The following is an 18,421-nucleotide window of genomic DNA, read 5'->3' on the forward strand; positions in this document are numbered from 1 at the left end:
CTCGGCCCATGCTCTCGCAAATTCTCGTTCCGATGGACGACTCTGACCCTGCCAGCCACGCCCTCGAGTACGCGCTCGATAACCATCCCGACGCCGAGGTCACCGTCTTGCACGTCGTCGGCGTTCCGTCGATGATGATGGGCGATGCGGTAGGGCTGACCCTCGAGGGCGACATCAGCGAGGGCGCTGCCGACCGCGCCGAGCCGGTGTTCGACCGCGCCCACGAAGTCGCCGACGAACGGGATCGAGAGATCCGGACGATCGTCGGCGTCGGGCATCCGGCTCGGAACATCATCGACCGCGCCGACGACTACGAGACGATCGTGCTCGGAGCTCACGGGAAGGATTGGAACCGTGCGACGCGTCGCTTTCTCGTTGGAAACGTCGCCGAGACGGTCTCGAAGCGGTCTCCGGTACCCGTGACGATCGTCCGCTAACGCGCGAAGCCGGTTCCTACTGGTTCGAGTCGTCCTCGACGGACTCCTCGACGATCTCTTCGACTTCTTCCTCTCTGGGACGCCGATCGACGCGTTCGTCGACGGCCTCGACCTGTGCTTGCACTTCGTCGACCTGTTTCTTGACAGTATCACCGACGGTCTCTTCGACCGTCTCCTCGACGGTCTGCTCGACCTGGGCCTGTACCTCGTCGACCTGTTTCTCGACGGTCTCGCCGACAGTTTGCTCGACAGTCTCGCCGACAGTCTGTTCGACGGTTTCGCCAACCTGTTTCTCGACGGTTTCGCCGACCTGTTTCTCGACGGTCTCACCGACGGTTTCTTCGACCGCCTGAGTCATCCAGTCGGGGTCGAACCGGGCCATCTTCCAGACGACGTGGACGACGTAGGAGGCAAAGACGCCAACGCCGAACGCGATCCCGATGTTGGTATCTAGTGTCGCGATCAGAACGATCGAGAGCGCGATCAATGCCCCGTAGGCGAGATCGATGGCTGCGTCGACTCGAATCGGATTCAGCATCGTCGACCGTCACCCGCCCACTCCAACCCGGCACCTTCCGATCGTGCGATGCCGCGATCGCATCGCTCGCGTCCCACCCAACGTTCGATCGATCGCCGATCCCTCGACTGCAGCCGGTTCCGGACGGTGGTCATACGCCCGGGGTTCGGCGCGCGAGCGGTTGAATCCTTTGGGATTCGGCGGCGAATCGGTCTTGGAACAGGCGCACTTTTAGGCTTCCTCTGAAAAGTATATCTGTGAGCGAATTACTGCTCGTTGTCGGGCTCCTCGTCGCAGCCTTCGTCGGTTACAACATCGGCGGCGCGACGACGGGACCCGCGTTCGGACCGGCCGTCGGCGCGAACGTGATCACGAAGCTCATGGCGGCTGCGCTGATGGCGGTCTTTTTCTTCCTCGGCGCGATCACCATCGGTCCGAACGTCGTCGACACGCTCGGCGAGGAACTGGTCACCGATACGGCGATCTTCACGATGCGGTCGAACGTCGCCGTCCTCTTTTTCATCGGCGGCGCGCTGTTCGTCGGCAACTACGCCGGCGTGCCCGCCTCGACGTCGATGACCGCCGTCGGGGCAATCGCTGCGCTCGGTCTCGCGACCGGCGAGCTCGACTTCGCCGTCCTCGGGGAGATCGTCGTCTGGTGGATCGTCGCTCCGATCATCGGATTCTGGGTCGCGGGCGTTGTCGGCCGGTACTTCTATCCGCGAATCAACGAGCGGATCGCCATCGAAGGCAACCGCGAAGGTCGCGAGATGATCACGCTCGATCGTTCGAGAACGGTCCCCCGTCTACAGTTCGGTGAGGGGGCCAACCGCCGCGAGATCACCGGCGCGTTCGTCGTCGTCGGGATCGGCTGTCTGATGGGCTTTTCCTCTGGGACGAGCAACATCGCGAACGCAATCGCCCCGATCTACGGTACCGGTGACGTCGACATGATCCCGCTGATCCTGATCGGGTCGGCTGCCGTCGCGGTCGGCTGTTTTACCATCGCCCGACGAACGCTCGACACGCTCGGCAACGACATCACCAACCTGCCGCTGACGGCCGCGATCGTGGTCGCGGTCATCAGCTCAACGATCGTCGTCGGCCTCTCCTGGATCGGTATCCCCGCTAGCTTCGTCGTCATCGCGACGATGAGTATTATCGGGCTCGGATGGGGCCGAGCCTCACGGACGACGACGATTTCGGACGCACGAGAGGGCGAAGAGACCCACGTCTCGGTTGGTGCACTCGCCGCAGAAGAGGAAGGCGAACAGTCACCAGAGATCGGCGAGGAAAACCCTGAGGATATCCCGAAAGCGTCGGATCTGTTCGACCCCTCGACGACAGCGCGAGTGATCCTCATGCAAAACGTCGTCCCGATCATCTCGACGGTCGGTGCCTACCTCACGTTTCGGTTTATTCCCGTGTTCGGGCTGTGATGGGTTTCGATCGCTCGCCCGCGCCCGAGAACCGCCGATTTTGGTAACTGAGGGTACAGGATCCGGCGCTGAGACCCCGTTAGTCAGTAAGACGCCTGCAGTAGCCGGCAGCGGGTCGGAACGAACAGCAAGCTATACCAAGGCGGGCCTCGAATCGCCGTGTGATGCCCACGGTAGAATACCTCAACTACGAAGTGCTAGACGACCAGGGCTGGGAAATGGACGACGACGACCTCTTCGAGCAGGCCGCAGACGCCGGCCTCGACGAGGAGGACTACGGTACGCTCGACGTCGCCGAGGGCGAGTACATCCTCGAGGCCGCTGAGGCACAGGGCTACGACTGGCCCTTCTCCTGCCGTGCCGGCGCCTGCGCGAACTGCGCAGCGATCGTCTACGAGGGCGAGATCGACATGGACATGCAGCAGATCCTCTCGGACGAGGAGGTCGAGGACAAGAACGTCCGTCTGACCTGTATCGGCTCCGCCGAGACCGACGAGGTGCAGATCGTCTACAACGCGAAGCACCTCGACTACCTGCAGAACCGCGTCATTTAACGACTCGGCCTCCGACTTTCCGTTTTGCTGTACGTGCCCGTAGCGGTGGTGCTCTCGTTCGACGAACCGGTCCCCTATACTTTCCTATGGGGAGAGTTTGGAAGCAACCTCTTCCGCGGCCGAAAAGATAACGCCGGAGCGCTCGAGAGTGGCGACCCGTGACACCGCTCGACGCCGCGACGGCTCCGGATCTGCTCAGGCTGTGTGCCGTTCCCGTCCTCGGCTGGGCCGCCGTGCGCGACGTCAGAACCAGGCGGATCCCGAGTACGCTCTGGATCCCGCTCGCGCTGCTAGGAGCCGTGCTGTTGGTCTGGGACGGACTGCTAGCTCGCGGCGTTAGTTCAACGATCTGGCAGTACGAGTTTCTCGTCCCGGCGGCGATCAGCCTCGGGTTCGTCGTCCCCTTCGCGTACCTGTGCTGGTGGGTCGGCGGGTTCGGCGCCGCCGACGGGAAGGCGCTGCTGGTGCTCGCCTTGCTGTTCCCGACGGTACCGCAGTACGCGGTCGGCACCTGGTCGCTCCCGGTCGCGACGGCACCCCTCGGGGCGTTTTCGTTTACCGTTCTGACCAACGCCGTCCTCGTCGCGCTTGTGATTCCGCTCGTGCTTGCGGTCCACAACGCGGCTTCCGGACGGTTCACGCGGCTCATGTTCGTCGGCAGACCCGTCGCCTGGGACCGCGTACCGACGACCCACGGCAAGCTGCTGTCGGCGCCCGACGAGGACGCGGGTGGCGGCCTCGACCTCGACGCCCTGCGGATGTACCTGCGCTGGCGCGGCCTGACGCTGGCCCAGCTTCGCGAGCGAGCCGACCGCGCCCGCGATCCCGCGACGCTGCCCGCGGAGCCGAATTCGCCGACCGACGGTGCCGTCGGCGCTCGTCCCCGCACCGACGGCGCCGGTGGGCTCGAGGACGCGGCCGACTCTCACGAGTACGACGACCCCTGGGGCGCGGCGGCGTTTCTTGACGATATCGACGGAACGGCGTACGGAACGACCCCGGCGGAGCTGCGAGAGGGACTCGAGACGCTCGCCGTCCGGGATCGGGTCTGGATTTCGCCGGGACTGCCCTTCCTCGTCCCGCTGTTTCTCGGGCTCGTGATCGCGCTCGTCTACGGCGACGTGTTGCTGGGAACCCTACTGTAGGGACCGTTCGTAGACCGGGACGAGGACGGTCCAGAACAGAACGATCCCTGCTCCGATCACGACGACCGACAGCCAGGGCCACTCGGCGCCGATCGGGAGCCCGCCGAACAGGAGGGCGACGGTTCCGACGAGCAACAGCGCCGAGAGGAGGACGCTCGCGAGTTCGATCGTCGCCGCGACGGGGTTCGCTCGCAGGCGAGCGCCGACGTCGGGAACTGTCATACCCGTAGCTCACACGGCAGGCCCAAAACCCTCACGGCGGTTCCGGATCAGATTCGGGACTCGATGTCGTCGGCGATCCCGTCGAGTTCGTCGTCCGCGAGGTCGGGCGCCTCGCCCGCGACGCCGTGGATCGGGCCGCCGCCGTCGCCCTCGAAGCGGGGGACGATGTGGCAGTGGACGTGTGGCACCTCCTGACCCGCGGCCTCGCCGTTGTTGAAGGCGACTGTCGAGGCGTCGGCGTCGACGCTCTCCTCGACGGCCGGCACCAGCCGGTGGATCGTCGCGTACAGATCCGTCGCGACGTCCCCGGGGACGTCGTTGAGCCGCTCGTACTCGTCTTTCGGGATCACCAGGGTGTGGCCCGGCGCCAGCGGGTTAGCGTCGAGGAAGGCGACGGTGGTCTCGTCCTCGTAGACGATGCGGGCGGGGATCTCTCCCTCGACGATCTGCGTGAAGATCGTGCTCATACGCCAGTGTGTGTCGGCTCGCCGTAAGAAGGTTACCGCTGAACAGCGTGAAAGCCCACGACTTCGGTCGTGGGAGGACGTCAGGATCCGTTGGTCGACACGGAGCGTATTCAACCCTGATTCTTATCACCCTGTGTTTGTTCCTTCCCGACACCGATCGCGACCGCCGAAGTGGGTTCCGTTCTATCCCTCGATCGCCGTCTCGCAGCACGGACCCCGTCGAACCGCCGATAGACGCCGTCGTCGAACGCACCATGAGCCACTTACCTAATCATGCGGACGATCTGGGGCTCGAGGACGGCCTCGAGGCGCTCCGTGCGGAGTCGGATTTCTCGGGCCCGATCGATCCGGCAGACGAGCACGACTCGTACGACCACCTCGCGCTCGTCCACGAGTCCCGCACCGAACAGCTCTCGACGGTGATCCCGTTCGTCGAACGCGGCCTCGAGCGCGGGGAGCGGTGTGTGTACGTCGCGGACGAAACCGAACCCACGGCGATTCTCGAGGGACTCCGGGACGCGGGCGTCGACGTCGACGCCGCGCTGGAATCGGGTGCACTGGCGGTCCACACCGCGGCGGACTCGTTTCTCCGAAACGGGTCGTTCGAGCCGGACGACGCGATCGCCGTTCTCGAGGACGCCATCGCGAACGCCACCGAGGAGTACGACGGGCTCCGGATCGCCAGCGAGATGACCTGGGCGCTGCACGACGCGTCCGTCGAGGCGCTCGTCGAGTACGAGAGTAAACTCAACCGTCTCCTGCCGAACGAGAACGGGATCGCGCTCTGTCAGTACGACCGCGAGCGGTTCCCGCCGTCGGTCCTTCGCGAGATCATCGAGACCCACCCTCATCTGATCTACGACGGAACGGTCTGTCAGAACTTCTACTACGCGCCGCCCGCGGAGGTTTTCGGCTCCGACGAGCCGGAGCGCGAGCTCGATCGAATGATGGGGACGCTGGTCGACCGCACCGAAGCCAGGGCCGAACTCCAGAAACGCCATCGACACCTCGTGCGCCAGAACGAGATCACGGCCGATCCCGACGCCTCGTTCGGCGAGCAGCTCCAGCGGCTGTTCGACCTCGGCTGCGAGCGGTTCGACCTCGAACTCGGCGCGATGGCCCGCGTCGATACCGAGCGCGACCGGTTCGAGGTCGAGTACGCCAGCGACGACCACGAGTATCTCGAGCCCGGCGTCGAGCTACCGCTCTCGGAGACGTTCTGTGCCGGCACCACCGGCGTCGAACCGTCGGAGTGTGTCGACGATCCGGAATCGGACGGGTACGGCGACGCGCGCGTCTACGAGGAGTTCGGGCTGCAGTCGTATCTGGGCACCTACGTCGAAACCGACGCCGGCGCCGACCGCACGTTCTTTTTCGTCTCGTCGGACTCGCGGGACCGTCCGTTCTCGGACGCGGAGCGGACGTTCCACCACCTGATGGCCCAGTGGATCGCCTACGAACTCGAGTACGAGGAGCGCGAGCGTGCACTCCAGGCGTCGAACGAACGGCTCGAGCAGTTCGCCTACGCGGCCTCTCACGACCTGCAAGAACCCCTGCGAATGATCACGAGCTATCTGCAGCTACTCGATCGCCGGTACGGCGACGACCTCGACGAGGACGCCGAGGAGTTCCTCGCGTACGCGGTCGACGGCGCCGACCGAATGCGCGACATGATCGAGGGGCTACTCGCGTACTCCCGGATCGAAACCAAGGGCGACCCCTTCGAACCCGTCGACTTGAACGCGGTGCTCGAGGACGTTCGCGAGGATCTCCAGCTCGCGGTCCGGGAGAGCGACGCCGAGATCACGGCCGAGGAGCTGCCCCGCGTCGAGGCCGATCCGGGTCAGCTGCGCCAGGTCTTCCAGAACCTGCTGGACAACGCGATCACCTACAGCGGCGACGATCCGCCGCGGGTCCACGTCGACGCGAGACGGCGGGGTGAGCGGTGGGTCGTCTCGGTCCACGACGATGGGATCGGGATCGAGTCCGAGAACAGCGAGCGGGTGTTCACCGTTTTCGACCGCCTGCACAGCCACGAGCAGTACGAGGGAACGGGGATCGGGCTCGCGCTCTGTCAGCGGATCGCCGAACGCCACGGCGGCGAGATCTGGGTCGATTCGGAACCCGGCGAGGGGGCGACGTTCTCGGTCGCGCTGCCCGCTGTCGGGGAGTCGCCGACCCCGTCGCGCTGATCGGCGCCGACTAGAACTGGATGTGGGAGCTCGAGCTCGGCCCCTCGTCGCCGTCGTCGTCGCTCGTCCCGCCCTCCCGGAGGAAGCTGACGTCGTCGTCGGTTAGATACACCGCTCCGTCCTCGACGGCGATCTCGACGTCGACCAGCGTCGTGTCCGCCGCCTCCCCGTTGTCGCAGTAACCCGAGCAGGTCTCGAACATCGAGCCGTGTTTCGGGCAGACGATCTCCCCGTCGCGGATCACGGCGCCGACGTCCTCGCGGTGGAGTCGCTGGTCCTCGTGGGTACACCGGTTGATCCACGCCTCGACGGGCTCGCGGTCGTCGTCGTGACAGGGGACGAGGATTACTTCTTCCTCGTCGCCCCGACCGTCCCGCACCGTAAACAGCCAGGAGCCGTCTTCGAGAACCGTTTCGACGCTCGTCAGTCGGTGGCGAACCGCCATACCCTCGCTTGGACGGCGGGTGGCTTAGGCGTCGGGGCCGCTCTCGACGAGTTCCTCGAGCGTCGCGCCGATTTCGGCGAGATACTCCTCGGGCTCGTACCCCATACGGACGATCCAGACGTCCTGATAGGACGGGTGGAGGATCGGAACGAGCCAGGTGTCGAGGGTCTCGCAGCGAACGGGCTCGAGGACGGCGTCGATGAACCCGTCGAGCACCCGGCCCTCGGCCGCCAGCACGGATTTCGTCGCGTGTTTGCCCGTCGCGAGGACGACGTCGGGCTCGAGGGTCTCGACCTCGGTCACCAGGTGGGCCCGGCAGTTCGCCCGCTCCTCGTCGGTCGGCTCGCGGTTGCTGGCCGAGGCGTCCTCGCTCGCGGTTTCACCGCTTTCAGTCGAGGAGCGTGGCTCCTCGCTCGCGGGAAAACACTTCACGGCGTTCGTGTAGTAGGCGTCCTCGTCGTAGCCGACCGTCTCGAGCATCCGTCGGATCCGTCGGCCGGAGTGACGGGAGGTGTAGGCCTTGCCCGTCCAGTTGCCGCCCTTCCAGCGGTCGGCGTCGGGGTTTCCGGAGCCGGGTGCCTCCCCGACGACCAACACGTCGGCGTCGAGCGGTCCCGTTCCCCACGAGATGCAGTTGCGGTTCTCCGCGAGGGCGGGACACCGCCGACAGCCGGGCTCGATGACGTTTCTCGAGTCGGGAAACGGCGGCTCGACTGGTCCGGAGTCGTCGTTCGAAGCTGGCACGGGTTCGCTCGGCGCTCGAGGGGGATAGGCGAGTCGGATCGGAACGGGCGAGGGACAAGCTTACCTTCGTCAGGCGGCTCTCGGAGGATAATGGCTTCCGAACTCGTTGCAGAATCGCTTTCGTTGCTACTGTACACCCTTGTTGCCGTCGTGCTCACCGCGGGCGGGCTCGCCGCCGAGTACGCGAGCGCCCAGCACTTCGGCTCCGGGGAGGCGATGGTCGCGGTCTGGCTCGCTGCCATCGGCGCGATCATGCTGTACGCCGGCGTCTACGGTATCGGCTATCAGAAGGTCCTGGCGTCGCTTCGTTCGAGCTAGGCGGTGTTGGCGAGCGCGGCCGCGTCGTGGACGAGTTTTCCCAACAGCGCGAGTCCGCTCCCGTAGTAACAGATCGTACCGGCGACGACGGTGAGCGTGCCGATCCCGTCGGAGAGCGCACTCAGCAGGCCCGGCGACGCGACGCCTCCGCTCGCCGTCGTTCCCGTTTCGATCAGCCACCACCCCAGCACGACGAGGACGACGAGTTGCACCACCGCCCGATCGACCAGCAGGCCGATCGCGTCCCGTGCCGCGAGCGATCGGGGGGTCGGTTCAGTCGCCATCGGATCGCTCCCCCGGGACGTCCTCGTGGCTGGATCCCCAAATCGCGGCGTCCCGCATCGCGAGCCGGGTACCGACGTACGACGCCGCCGTCAGAACGGCGAAGACGAACGTGAGCCCGATCAAACTGTTAATCGCCATGCGGAGTACAACAGTAATCCAACAGATAATATTTGTTCTACGTTCGGATGGCGAACGGAAAACCGACAGGGTCCGGAACGGACGCTTTCGCACCTCGCGTCGACGGTGACTGCGGGATCCGTCCTCGAGCTGGACCTGCAATATCGATTCCTCTTTACCGTCCCGTGCAATTACGTCTGGTATGAGCAGGTTCGACGAGGTCGACGACCAGTACGACCCCCACACCCTGGAACAGCGGGTGTTCGACTACTGGGACGACGTCGACGCCTACGAACAGACGGTCGAGCACCGATCCGACGGCGAATCCTTCTTCTTCGTCGACGGCCCGCCGTACACGTCGGGGTCGGCCCACATGGGTACGACCTGGAACAAGACCCTGAAGGACGTCTACATCCGCTTCCTGCGGATGCAGGGGTACGACGTCACCGACCGTCCGGGCTACGACATGCACGGACTGCCGATCGAGACCCGCGTCGAGGAACGGCTCGGCTTCGAGAACAAGAAGGACATCGAGGAGTTCGGCGAGGAGAACTTCATCCAGGAGTGTAAGGACTACGCCGACGAACAGCTCGAGGGACTCCAGCAGGACTTCCAGGACTTCGGCGTCTGGATGGACTGGGACGATCCCTACCGGACCGTCGAGCCCGAGTACATGGAGGCGGCCTGGTGGGGGTTCTCGAAGGCCGCCGAGCGCGGCTTAGTCGAGAAGGGCCACCGCTCGATCTCGCAGTGTCCCCGTTGTGAGACCGCTATCGCGAACAACGAGGTCGAGTACGAGGACGTCGAGGACCCCTCGGTCTACGTGAAATTCGACCTCACCGACCGGGAGGGGTCGGTCGTCATCTGGACGACGACCCCGTGGACGATCCCGGCGAACACGTTCGTCGCGGTCGACCCCGATCTGACCTACCAGGGCGTACGCGCCGAGAAAGACGGCGAGGAGGAGGTCATCTACGTCGCCGAGGACTGCGTCGAGGGCGTCCTCAAGGAGGGCCGCTACGACGACTACGAGGTCGTCGAGGAGTGCTCGGGTGAGGAGATGATCGGCTGGGAGTACGAACACCCCCTCGCCGAGGAGGTTCCCGGCCACGTCGACGTCGACGACGCCCTCCAGATCTACGACGCGGAGTACGTCGAGGCCGACCGCACCGGGCTCGTCCACTCCGCGCCCGGCCACGGTGAGGAGGACTTCCAGCGGGGACGCGAGCTCGGCTTGCCGATCTTCTGTCCGGTCGCCGGCGACGGCGTCTACACCGAGGACGCCGGCAAGTACGAGGACCAGTTCGTCAAAGAGGCCGACGAGGAGATCATCGCCGACCTCGAGGACAACGGGGCGATGCTCTCGGCCGACACCGTCCACCACAGCTACGGCCACTGCTGGCGCTGCGATACGGGGATCGTCCAGATCGTCACCGACCAGTGGTTCATCACGATCACCGACGTCAAAGAGGAGCTGCTTTCCAACATCGAGGACAGCGAGTGGCACCCCCAGTGGGCACGGGACAACCGGTTCCGGGACTTCGTCGAGGACGCCCCCGACTGGAACGTCTCCCGCCAGCGCTACTGGGGGATTCCCCTCCCCGTCTGGACGCCCGAGGACCGGGACGACGACGAGGACATGCTCGTCATCAGCGACCGCGAGGAGCTCGTCGAGCGGGTCGACCAGGAGATCGAGTACGATTCGGTCGACCTCCACAAGGACACCGTCGACGACCTGACGATCACCGAGGACGGCAAGACCTACACCCGCGTTCCCGACGTCTTCGACGTCTGGCTGGACTCCTCGGTAGCCTCCTGGGGAACGCTGAACTATCCCTCGGACGACAGCCGGTTCGACGAGCTCTGGCCTGCCGACCTCATCCTGGAGGCTCACGACCAGACCCGGGGCTGGTTCTGGTCCCAGCTCGGGATGGGCACCGCGGCGATCGGTGAGAGCCCCTACCAGGAAGTGCTGATGCACGGCCACGCGCTGATGCCCGACGGCCGCGCGATGAGCAAGTCCAAGGACATCCTGATCGACCCCCACGAGGCGATCGACAGCCACGGCCGGGACGTGATGCGACTGTTCTTGCTGTCGAACAACCCGCAGGGCGACGACATGCGCTTCTCCTGGGACGGGATGCAGACGATGGAGGACAACCTCCGGACGCTGTGGAACGTCTTCCGGTTCCCGCTGCCGTACATGCGTCTCGACGGGTTCGATCCCGGCGTTGCGACGGAGTCGCAACGAGGCGAAGGCGGCGAAGCCGCCGGAGCGACGACCCTCGAGGACGTCGACGACGACCTCGAGCTGATCGACGAGTGGGTGTTGGCCCGGCTGCAGTCGACGAAAGCCGAGATGACCGAGAGCTTCGAGGTGTACCGCCAGGACAAGGCCCTCGACGCGCTCCTCGAGTTCGTCGTCGAGGACGTCTCCCGCTTTTACGTCCAGGCGGTCCGCGAACGGATGTGGGAGGAAGACGACAGCGCCTCCAAAGAGGCCGCTTACGCGACGATCTATCGGGTCCTGCGGGAGACGGTCGCGCTGCTCGCCCCCTACGCCCCCTTCGTCAGCGACGAGATCTACGGCACCCTCACGGGCGAGGCCGAGCACGACACCGTCCACATGTGCGACTGGCCCGCCGTCGAGGAGTACTGGGTCGACGACCAGCTCGAGGACGACGTCGCCTTCCTGCGGGCGATCGAGGAGGCCGGCGCCAACGCTCGCCAGCAGGCCGGCCGCAAGCTGCGCTGGCCCGTCCCGCGGGTCGTCGTCGCTGCCGACGACGAGCGCGTCCTCGAGGCCGTCGAGCGCCACGCCGGCCTGCTCGAGGACCGGCTCAACGCCCGCGAGATCGAGCTCGTCTCGCCCGACGACCGCTGGGGTGAGCTGAACTACAGCGCCCAGGCCGACATGAGCGAGCTGGGTCCCGCCTTCGGTGACCGCGCGGGCCAGGTGATGAACGCGCTCAACGAGGCCCGGATCGACGAGCCCGACCTCGAGGCCCTCGAGGCAGCCGTGAACGACGTCCTCGAGGACGACGAATCGATCACCGAGGAGATGGTTTCGTTCGTCACCGAGACCCCCGAGGGCGTCGCGGGCACCGCGTTCTCGCTGAACGGCGACGACCGCGGGGTGGCCTACGTCGACGCCTCGCTGACCGACGACATCGAAAGCGAGGGGTACGCCCGCGAGGTCATCCGCCGGGTCCAGGAGATGCGCAAGGAGCTCGATCTGGACGTCGAGGAGCGGATCGTCCTCGACGTTGAGATCGACGACGACCGCGTCGCCGACCTCGTCGCCGAGCGCGAGGGCCTGCTCCGCGAGGAGGTTCGGGCAGACGAGCTCCGGACCGTCGAGGACGGCCACCGCAAGGAGTGGGAGGTCGAGGGCGTGACGATGGAGATCGCCGTCGAACCGGTTGCGGCGGCGGAAGCCTCGGGCTGATCGCCGTCGGAGACCGGTGTGAGAGGATAGCTACACCGCGTTTTTTCCGTCCGCGTTCGTCGTCGAAGCCGTTCGAGAAACCCTACAGCTCGGCCGCAATCGAGGGCGCGACCGAGACGGCGCTGTACTGGCGCTCGATCGTGTCGGTGCCGTAGATCGACTCGACGCCGGCCCGGGAGAGCTTCGTGACGGCGTTGCGAGCGAGCAGCGGGTGGACGCAGGTGACGAACACCCGGCCGACCCCCCGGTCGCCCAGCACGCCGACCGCCTCGCTCATCGTCGACCCCGTCGCGATGATGTCGTCGGCGACGACGACGTCCCGGTCGGCGACGGTGACGTCGCTGGGCGAAATCTCGACCTCGGTGCCCGAGAGGCGGTTCTTCTCGAAGTAGTCCACCTCGCCGGTTCCGTAGGCGTCCCGGACCGTCTCGGCGAGCTCGATCGCGCCGGCGTCGGGCGAGAGGAAGACGGGATCCGTAAGATCCTCGGGAAGGGGTTCGGCCAGCCGATCGGCGGCGTCGACGGCGGTCGCAGCGGGCTCGAAAAAGTCACAGATCGCGTCCTCATGTGGGTTGACGGTGAGCACGCGATCCGCTCCGGTCGAGACGGCGCGGGCGACCGCCCGCGCGGAGACCGGGTGGCCGGGTTCGAACGCCTCGTCCTGGCGGCCGTAGCCCATGTACGGCAGGACGGTTACGACCTCGTCGGCGCCGGCCTCCTGGACGGCGTCCTGGAGCTGGAGCACCTCGAGATGGGCGTCGCTCGAGGTCGTCGAGGCGACGACGATCGCCCGGTCGATGTCGCGGTCGGCGACGTCGGGAGCGGCCGCGAGCAGTTCGCCGTCGGGAAACCGGTCGTACTCGACGGTAGCGAGCGGTTCCTCGAGTTCGCGAGCGAGGACGCCGGCGAGCGCCTGTGAGGTGGATCCGCTGACGATCATACGTATCGCCACAGTGCGGCGGGTAAACCCGTTTTCGTTCTCCGTGTCGAATCCACCGATGGCGCGGCAGGATCCGAACGGCTACGGACGGGCCCGTCGTAGCCCCCCGTATGGCATCCGACGCGGTCGCCCGCATCGTCGAGGACGCCCTCGGTGCCGAACTGCGCGCGAGCAGCCGTCCCGACCAGGGGTCGGTCGCCGAGACGGTCGTTCTCGAACTCGCCGACGAGCCCGGGCGCGCGGTCTGCAAGCGCGGCGGCGCCAGCGTCTGGACGGGTGACGTGATCGAGCCGTCCGTCGTCGCTCGTGTCGGTCGCGAGACCCCGCTCCCGGTCCCCGACGTCCTCGCGTCGGGGACGCTCGCGGGCGGCCCCGACGAGCCGACGAACCGGTGGGCCCTCTACGAGTTCCTGCCGGGACGGAATCCGGGACTCGAGTACGCGACCCTCGAGCCCGCCGTTCGCCGACGCCTCGTCCGGGAGGCCGGCGAGCTGCTCGGCCGACTCCACGCGACGTCCTCGCTCGCGTTCGACCGCGTCTGCGGGCTCGCCCGCGAGGACGGGCGGCTTCGACCGCGCGAGCCCACAGGTTGGCACGCGATGGATCCGGGACCGGTGCTCGACGGGCTCCCGGTTCCACTCGCCGGGGATCCGGACTGTCGCCCGGTGTTGACCCACGGCGACTACCAGCCCTCGAACCTGCTGGTCGAGGACGACGGATCGATCGTCGGCGTCCTCGACTGGGGGAACGCCCACGTCACCCACGCCGAGTACGCGCTGGCCCGCGCCGAGGCCCGGTTTGTCGACGTGCACGCCCGAGCTCTCGATCGCGACGAACGCGCGCGACTCCGGACTGCGTTCCGGACCGGATACGCTCGCGAGGCTCGCCTCGAACCGGACGCGACGCGTCGACTCCGAACCTACAAGCTGCTCTGGCTCGCCCAGTCGGCGGCGAACTACGGGCGAATCGCTCGCGACGCCCGGGGGCGACGACAGCTGCGACGCCAGTGGCGGCGGCTGCTCGAAGGGTAGCTCTGTCGGCGGATTTATCCGTAATTTGCCCGAAGGGAGAGGTATGAACGATCGACGGACCGACGACCAAACGGTCGAGTCGACCGACACCGAGCGGTCGGCGCGGACCGAGGAGTCGGCCACCGAGCGACGCGCTCCACGCGAGTCCGAGGCCGAGGACGTCCCCTCGAGCCAGCCGCCGGATCGCGACCCCCAGCCGTCAGGGTCGGGGCCAGGACCGAGCGCCGATCCGGGTCGGGGGTGGGCGACCCTCGCGTTCGCGCTGGCGCTGGTCTCGCTGGTGACGGCGGGAGCGACGGCCGCGATCCACGAGCTGACCGTCGCCGCGACCGGCGCCGCCGTCCTCGGGATCGCGTTCGCCGCACTGGGGGCGGTTGCGCTGACCGACGGCAGCGGCGTGGCCGCGGGGCTGTCGGAGGGGTGGGCCGAACACCGGCTCTACGTCTGGTTCGCGACGGCGCTGTTCGGCGGGGGTGCCCTCCTCGGGGCCGCCCTCGTCGCCGCGGGGATCGACCTCTCGGAGCTGTTCCTCGAGCTCCTGACCGAGGAGTTCGGCGAGGAAGAGTTCGTCGACGACGAGCTCGCCGAGGGCGGCGGGATCGAGCTCTCGGCGACGTTCTTCCTCGTCCAGAACACGCCGCCGTTTCTGGCGGCGATCTTCGGCGCGCTCACGCTCGGGCTGGTGACGACGATCATCATGGTGTTTAACGGGATCATCGTCGGCAACATCGCGGTCGTCACCGGGCTCGAGGTCGGGTTCGGCCCCATCGTTGCCCTGCTTGCCCCCCACGGGATCTTCGAGCTGCCCGCGCTGTTTATCGCCGCCGGCGTCGGCTTCCGGTTTCTCCACCGGGCCGGCCAGCGGCTCGTCGGCTCGCGCGAGTCGCTGTTCACGAAGGCGTACGTCTACCGGACGACGCTGCTGGTCGCGTTCGGCTGGCTGTTGCTCGCGCTGGCGGCGTTCGTCGAGGCGTACCTGACGATCGTCATCGCGGAGGCGCTGTTCCCGGAGCTGGCCGAACCGTAGCCGTCGCTCGGCGGACGAAGATCGGCCTCGAGGACGGAACCGAGAACTGGGTCGAAAACGAACGGTTAGTCGACGAACTCGATCGCGTCGCCGAACTCGAGCGGGACCGACCCCTTCCGGTAGCCCTCGACGTAACCGTCGGGACGGGCGCGGTAGACGACTGCGGGACGGTGACGGAGGTCGGGCCGTTCGCCTCGCACGGCGGCCCAGGCGTCGTCCCGGAAGCTCGAACAGTCGACGAACAGGACGGCACCGCCGCCGTGTTCGGCGAGCTGGCCGTCGGTCTTCGTCTCGGCGGTGTCGCGGACGGCGGCGACGGGACCGGCCGCGACCCGGTTGGCCGGCGGCTGGGGACGGGTCACCTCGACGAGGCGGTTCGTCTCCTCGTCTTCGGCCCGGTAATCGAGCGAGTGTCCGGTCGTCACCTCGATCTCCGGAGTGACCTCGTAGCCCGCGTCGGTGAGGATCTTCGCGGCGATGAACTCACCCATCGCGGCGCTCATCCGAACGCGGTCGACGTGGTCGCTGGTACCGAGCTTCCCCGCCATGACGGACCGATACTCGTCTAACACGCCGGTCTTGAGAAACTCCTCGAAGAATCGCGTCGTCTCGCGACGGCCGGCGTCGGGGAAACCGGCGCCGTGTTCGCGGAAAAAGGCCCGCGTCGACTCGCGGCCGTCCTTGGACATGAAAACGGGCAGGAAGAACCACGAGAGGTACGGGTAGTCCTCGAGCCAGGGGTCGGTCTCGTGTAAGGTTGCGAGCAGCTCCCGCTGGCTCCACCGGGCGACGTGGTAGGGAATTTCCTGCCAGCCGAACTTGTCTGTCTTCCACAGCGCCGAGGGAGTCTCAGTGTTGCCCATCCAGTAGGCTTCCTCGCCGTTGCGAGCAAACAGTGCGAGGTCGCCGTTTTGCATCTCGAAGCGGTGTGTCTCCCAGTCCGCACCGATGTCGAATCGCGGGGCGACCGCCCGAGCACCGATGTTCGAGCGAAGCGGCCCCAGTATCTCCTGTCGAACTCGTTGCTCGCTCCAGCGGGCGGGCGAGTAACGAAAGCGAAGCGGCCGTGCCACGTCGATAGGTTGTGGCCGGGTGGGTATATACTGTTCGCTGACGGGACGACCGGGGTGTGGGTCACCGTTACATTGATAAGCGTCAGCTGCCTACAATGTGTATACTTACCATGTCAATGGGTGCCTATGATGAGGACGAACACGAGCGGCGCGAGGAGCAGGCCTCGCGGGTGGACGCGGATTTCGACGACGAGCGGACGATCTACCACGGAAAAGTCGAGTACGACGCCGGCGAATCCGCCGAGGAGCTGCTGAACAAGTTCGAGGAGATCAAGTCGGATTAGCGGATCGACCGGTCGCTCTCCTTCCTGGACCGTCGCTGGAGCAGTACCGACAGCGTCGCCACCGCGACGACGGCGATCACGTGGCCGACCAGCGCGGCGACCAGGATCGGGTGGTCGAGCACGAACGGGACGAACAGGAGCTGGACGCCCGCGAACGCCACATTGAGTCCGTCGATGCGGGCGTACTCCCGAGTCGTTTCGGGGCCGAACTCGTAGACGACCGCCCGCCAGAGTCCGGCGACCGTCGCCCACCAGCAGGTACCGATCCGGTAGACGACGTCCCACAGGATCAGCAGTAACAGGGCGACCGCCAGCGACGGCGGCTCGGGACCGAGGATCTCCGTCAGCAACGGCTGGTCGCTGGTCCGGGGGTCGGTGACGAACAGGTACGTAACCAGGAGCACGAACGATACCACCCCGAGGACGACCTCAATGTTCGAGCCGAACAGCACGCGCCGGTAGCCGTCGGGCGAGCGAAGCGCCCGAACCGAGCGGCTGTACCGGAGCATGAGCCAGCTGCCGACCGCCGCGACGAGGACGGCGACGGTCCCCGGAACGACCGCGTCCCACAGCCCATAGACGGCCGCGACGGCCAGCAGGGCGCCCTCGAAGACGGTAAACTGAATCCCGATCGCGAGCCGGTCCGAGAGCTCGACGCCCGGCAGCGCACCGACGATGCTCTCGTAGACCCACGTCTCCCCGTACTCCGGAGTCCGGCTCATTCCTCGAGCGGGCGCCCCTCGTCGGGCAGCCCGCTCTTGAGAGTGTCCCCGTCGAGGGTTCCCTCCTCGGCGAGCGCGCTGCGGACGGCGTCTTCGAACGGCGTCGGATCGACGCCGACGAGCTCCCGCAGCCGGTCGTCCTCGACGACCACCGGGTTGACCATCCCCTCGATCAGCCGGTGGGCGACCTTCGGGTCGACGTCCGTCACGAGGTCGACCCAGTACGCCGACAGCGTCGGCGTCAGTACCGGGACCGGGACGATCACCGGCTCCCAGCCCCTCGTGATCCTCGCGGTCGTCCGGAGCATCTCCCCGTAGGTGAGGACGTCCGGGCCGCCGATCTCGTAGGTCTCGCCCGCGGTCTCGGGACGCTCGAGGACGGCGAGCAGGTACGCGATCACGTCGTCGATGGCGATCGGCTGGCAGTCGACGTGGACCCACCGCGGGGTCACCATCACCGGGAGCCGCTTTGCGAGCTGGCGGACGATTCGGAAGCTCGCGCTCTCGGCACCGATGATGATCGCCGCCCGGAGCACGGTCACGTCGGCGCTGCCGGACTCGAGCTCGGACTCGACGAGTCGCCGGGAGGCCAGGTGTTCCGAGAGCGCCTCGTCCTCGTCGCCCAGCCCGCTGAGGTAGACGATCCGATCGAGGGCGGCGTTGGTCGCCGCCCGTTCGAAGTTCCGTGCGGCGCGGCGGTCCTGCCCGATGAGATCATCGTCGCCGCTCCCCATCGTGTGGATCAGGTAGTAGGCGGCGTCGATCCCCTCGAGGGCGTCCTCGAAACTCCCCTTCTCGAGGACGTCGCCCTCTGCGACGGTGATCCCGTCGTCGGGCGGATCGTACTCCGCGGCGTCCCGAACGAGTACCGTCACGTCGTGGTCGGTCAGCGTACGCAACGCGGCGACGAGCCGACTGCCGACGAAGCCGGTCGCGCCCGTTACGAGGACGTTCATACTGGTTCTACGATCGATCGCTTCTTAACCGATCGCGTTGCAGGCCCGTCGGCGTGCG

Annotated in this window: 21 protein-coding genes; 10 read left to right on the plus strand and 11 right to left on the minus strand. The window is 66.8% G+C overall.

Annotation, left to right across the window (positions count from 1 at the left end):
• Positions 1-8: 8 nt before the first annotated feature.
• On the plus strand, positions 9-437 hold the full coding sequence (locus tag NATOC_RS00275) for a universal stress protein (protein WP_015319397.1): 429 nt from the start codon (positions 9-11) through the stop codon (positions 435-437).
• A 16-nt stretch (positions 438-453) separates the two neighbouring features.
• Here NATOC_RS00275 and NATOC_RS00280 read toward each other — a convergent pair whose 3' ends face one another.
• Entirely contained in the window at positions 454-975 is a 522-nt protein-coding gene (locus tag NATOC_RS00280) for a hypothetical protein (protein WP_015319398.1), read from the minus strand.
• A 236-nt stretch (positions 976-1,211) separates the two neighbouring features.
• On the opposite strand from NATOC_RS00280, the gene NATOC_RS00285 reads away from it, so the two are divergent.
• From NATOC_RS00285 to NATOC_RS00295, 3 genes are all read left to right on the plus strand, one after another.
• Positions 1,212-2,393 (plus strand): inorganic phosphate transporter, encoded by a 1,182-nt coding sequence (locus tag NATOC_RS00285; protein WP_015319399.1) that lies wholly within the window; start codon positions 1,212-1,214, stop codon positions 2,391-2,393.
• 164 nt (positions 2,394-2,557) lie between these two features.
• Positions 2,558-2,947: a ferredoxin Fer gene (gene fer / locus NATOC_RS00290; protein WP_015319400.1), complete on the plus strand. Its 390-nt coding sequence runs from the start codon at positions 2,558-2,560 to the stop codon at positions 2,945-2,947.
• A gap of 158 nt (positions 2,948-3,105) precedes the next feature.
• Positions 3,106-4,092: an A24 family peptidase gene (locus NATOC_RS00295; protein WP_015319401.1), complete on the plus strand. Its 987-nt coding sequence runs from the start codon at positions 3,106-3,108 to the stop codon at positions 4,090-4,092.
• Here the strand turns inward: NATOC_RS00295 and NATOC_RS00300 are convergent.
• Positions 4,084-4,314, minus strand: a complete 231-nt coding sequence (locus NATOC_RS00300) for a hypothetical protein (RefSeq protein ID WP_015319402.1) — start codon at positions 4,312-4,314, stop codon at positions 4,084-4,086. The two genes, NATOC_RS00295 and NATOC_RS00300, sit on opposite strands and share 9 nt — an antisense overlap.
• A gap of 47 nt (positions 4,315-4,361) precedes the next feature.
• Positions 4,362-4,781 carry an HIT family protein gene (locus NATOC_RS00305; RefSeq protein WP_015319403.1) on the minus strand — a complete coding sequence of 140 codons (420 nt, stop codon included), beginning with the start codon at positions 4,779-4,781 and terminating at the stop codon, positions 4,362-4,364.
• A 254-nt stretch (positions 4,782-5,035) separates the two neighbouring features.
• On the opposite strand from NATOC_RS00305, the gene NATOC_RS00310 reads away from it, so the two are divergent.
• Complete coding sequence (locus tag NATOC_RS00310) at positions 5,036-6,973, plus strand: MEDS domain-containing protein (protein WP_015319404.1); 1,938 nt, start codon at positions 5,036-5,038, stop codon at positions 6,971-6,973.
• Between the two features lie 10 nt (positions 6,974-6,983).
• Here NATOC_RS00310 and NATOC_RS00315 read toward each other — a convergent pair whose 3' ends face one another.
• Positions 6,984-7,418 (minus strand): Rieske (2Fe-2S) protein, encoded by a 435-nt coding sequence (locus NATOC_RS00315; protein ID WP_015319405.1) that lies wholly within the window; start codon positions 7,416-7,418, stop codon positions 6,984-6,986.
• Positions 7,419-7,442: 24 nt separating this feature from the next.
• Positions 7,443-8,162, minus strand: a complete 720-nt coding sequence (locus NATOC_RS00320; protein WP_015319406.1) for a uracil-DNA glycosylase — start codon at positions 8,160-8,162, stop codon at positions 7,443-7,445.
• A 90-nt stretch (positions 8,163-8,252) separates the two neighbouring features.
• On the opposite strand from NATOC_RS00320, the gene NATOC_RS00325 reads away from it, so the two are divergent.
• Positions 8,253-8,480: a hypothetical protein gene (locus tag NATOC_RS00325; protein ID WP_015319407.1), complete on the plus strand. Its 228-nt coding sequence runs from the start codon at positions 8,253-8,255 to the stop codon at positions 8,478-8,480.
• Here the strand turns inward: NATOC_RS00325 and NATOC_RS00330 are convergent.
• Complete coding sequence (locus tag NATOC_RS00330) at positions 8,477-8,764, minus strand: hypothetical protein (RefSeq protein WP_015319408.1); 288 nt, start codon at positions 8,762-8,764, stop codon at positions 8,477-8,479. The two genes, NATOC_RS00325 and NATOC_RS00330, sit on opposite strands and share 4 nt — an antisense overlap.
• Complete coding sequence (locus NATOC_RS21630; RefSeq protein ID WP_015319409.1) at positions 8,754-8,903, minus strand: hypothetical protein; 150 nt, start codon at positions 8,901-8,903, stop codon at positions 8,754-8,756. Before NATOC_RS21630 ends, NATOC_RS00330 begins: the two co-directional genes overlap by 11 nt.
• A gap of 181 nt (positions 8,904-9,084) precedes the next feature.
• Here NATOC_RS21630 and ileS point away from each other — a divergent pair, with 181 nt between their 5' ends.
• Positions 9,085-12,330, plus strand: coding sequence for an isoleucine--tRNA ligase (gene ileS, locus NATOC_RS00335; RefSeq protein WP_015319410.1), 3,246 nt, complete (start codon positions 9,085-9,087; stop codon positions 12,328-12,330).
• Positions 12,331-12,412: 82 nt separating this feature from the next.
• On the opposite strand, the gene NATOC_RS00340 is transcribed toward ileS, so the two are convergent.
• Entirely contained in the window at positions 12,413-13,270 is an 858-nt protein-coding gene (locus NATOC_RS00340; protein WP_015319411.1) for a ribose-phosphate diphosphokinase, read from the minus strand.
• Between the two features lie 110 nt (positions 13,271-13,380).
• On the opposite strand from NATOC_RS00340, the gene NATOC_RS00345 reads away from it, so the two are divergent.
• Complete coding sequence (locus tag NATOC_RS00345; RefSeq protein ID WP_015319412.1) at positions 13,381-14,301, plus strand: phosphotransferase family protein; 921 nt, start codon at positions 13,381-13,383, stop codon at positions 14,299-14,301.
• 43 nt (positions 14,302-14,344) lie between these two features.
• Positions 14,345-15,328: a stage II sporulation protein M gene (locus tag NATOC_RS00350; RefSeq protein WP_015319413.1), complete on the plus strand. Its 984-nt coding sequence runs from the start codon at positions 14,345-14,347 to the stop codon at positions 15,326-15,328.
• 65 nt (positions 15,329-15,393) lie between these two features.
• Here the strand turns inward: NATOC_RS00350 and NATOC_RS00355 are convergent, their stop codons facing one another.
• Positions 15,394-16,401 (minus strand): DUF5784 family protein, encoded by a 1,008-nt coding sequence (locus NATOC_RS00355; protein WP_015319414.1) that lies wholly within the window; start codon positions 16,399-16,401, stop codon positions 15,394-15,396.
• A gap of 110 nt (positions 16,402-16,511) precedes the next feature.
• Between NATOC_RS00355 and NATOC_RS22120 the strand changes: the two genes are divergently transcribed.
• Positions 16,512-16,685, plus strand: coding sequence for a DUF5786 family protein (locus tag NATOC_RS22120; RefSeq protein WP_245549669.1), 174 nt, complete (start codon positions 16,512-16,514; stop codon positions 16,683-16,685).
• Here NATOC_RS22120 and NATOC_RS00360 read toward each other — a convergent pair.
• Positions 16,682-17,407, minus strand: a complete 726-nt coding sequence (locus NATOC_RS00360) for a DUF7530 family protein (RefSeq protein WP_015319416.1) — start codon at positions 17,405-17,407, stop codon at positions 16,682-16,684. The genes NATOC_RS22120 and NATOC_RS00360 overlap by 4 nt on opposite strands.
• Complete coding sequence (locus tag NATOC_RS00365) at positions 17,404-18,363, minus strand: NAD(P)H-binding protein (RefSeq protein WP_015319417.1); 960 nt, start codon at positions 18,361-18,363, stop codon at positions 17,404-17,406. Before NATOC_RS00365 ends, NATOC_RS00360 begins: the two co-directional genes overlap by 4 nt.
• Between the last annotated feature and the right edge of the window lie 58 nt (positions 18,364-18,421).

Origin of the sequence: Natronococcus occultus SP4, from assembly GCF_000328685.1 — an archaeon.
Classification (GTDB): Archaea; Halobacteriota; Halobacteria; order Halobacteriales; family Natrialbaceae; genus Natronococcus; species Natronococcus occultus.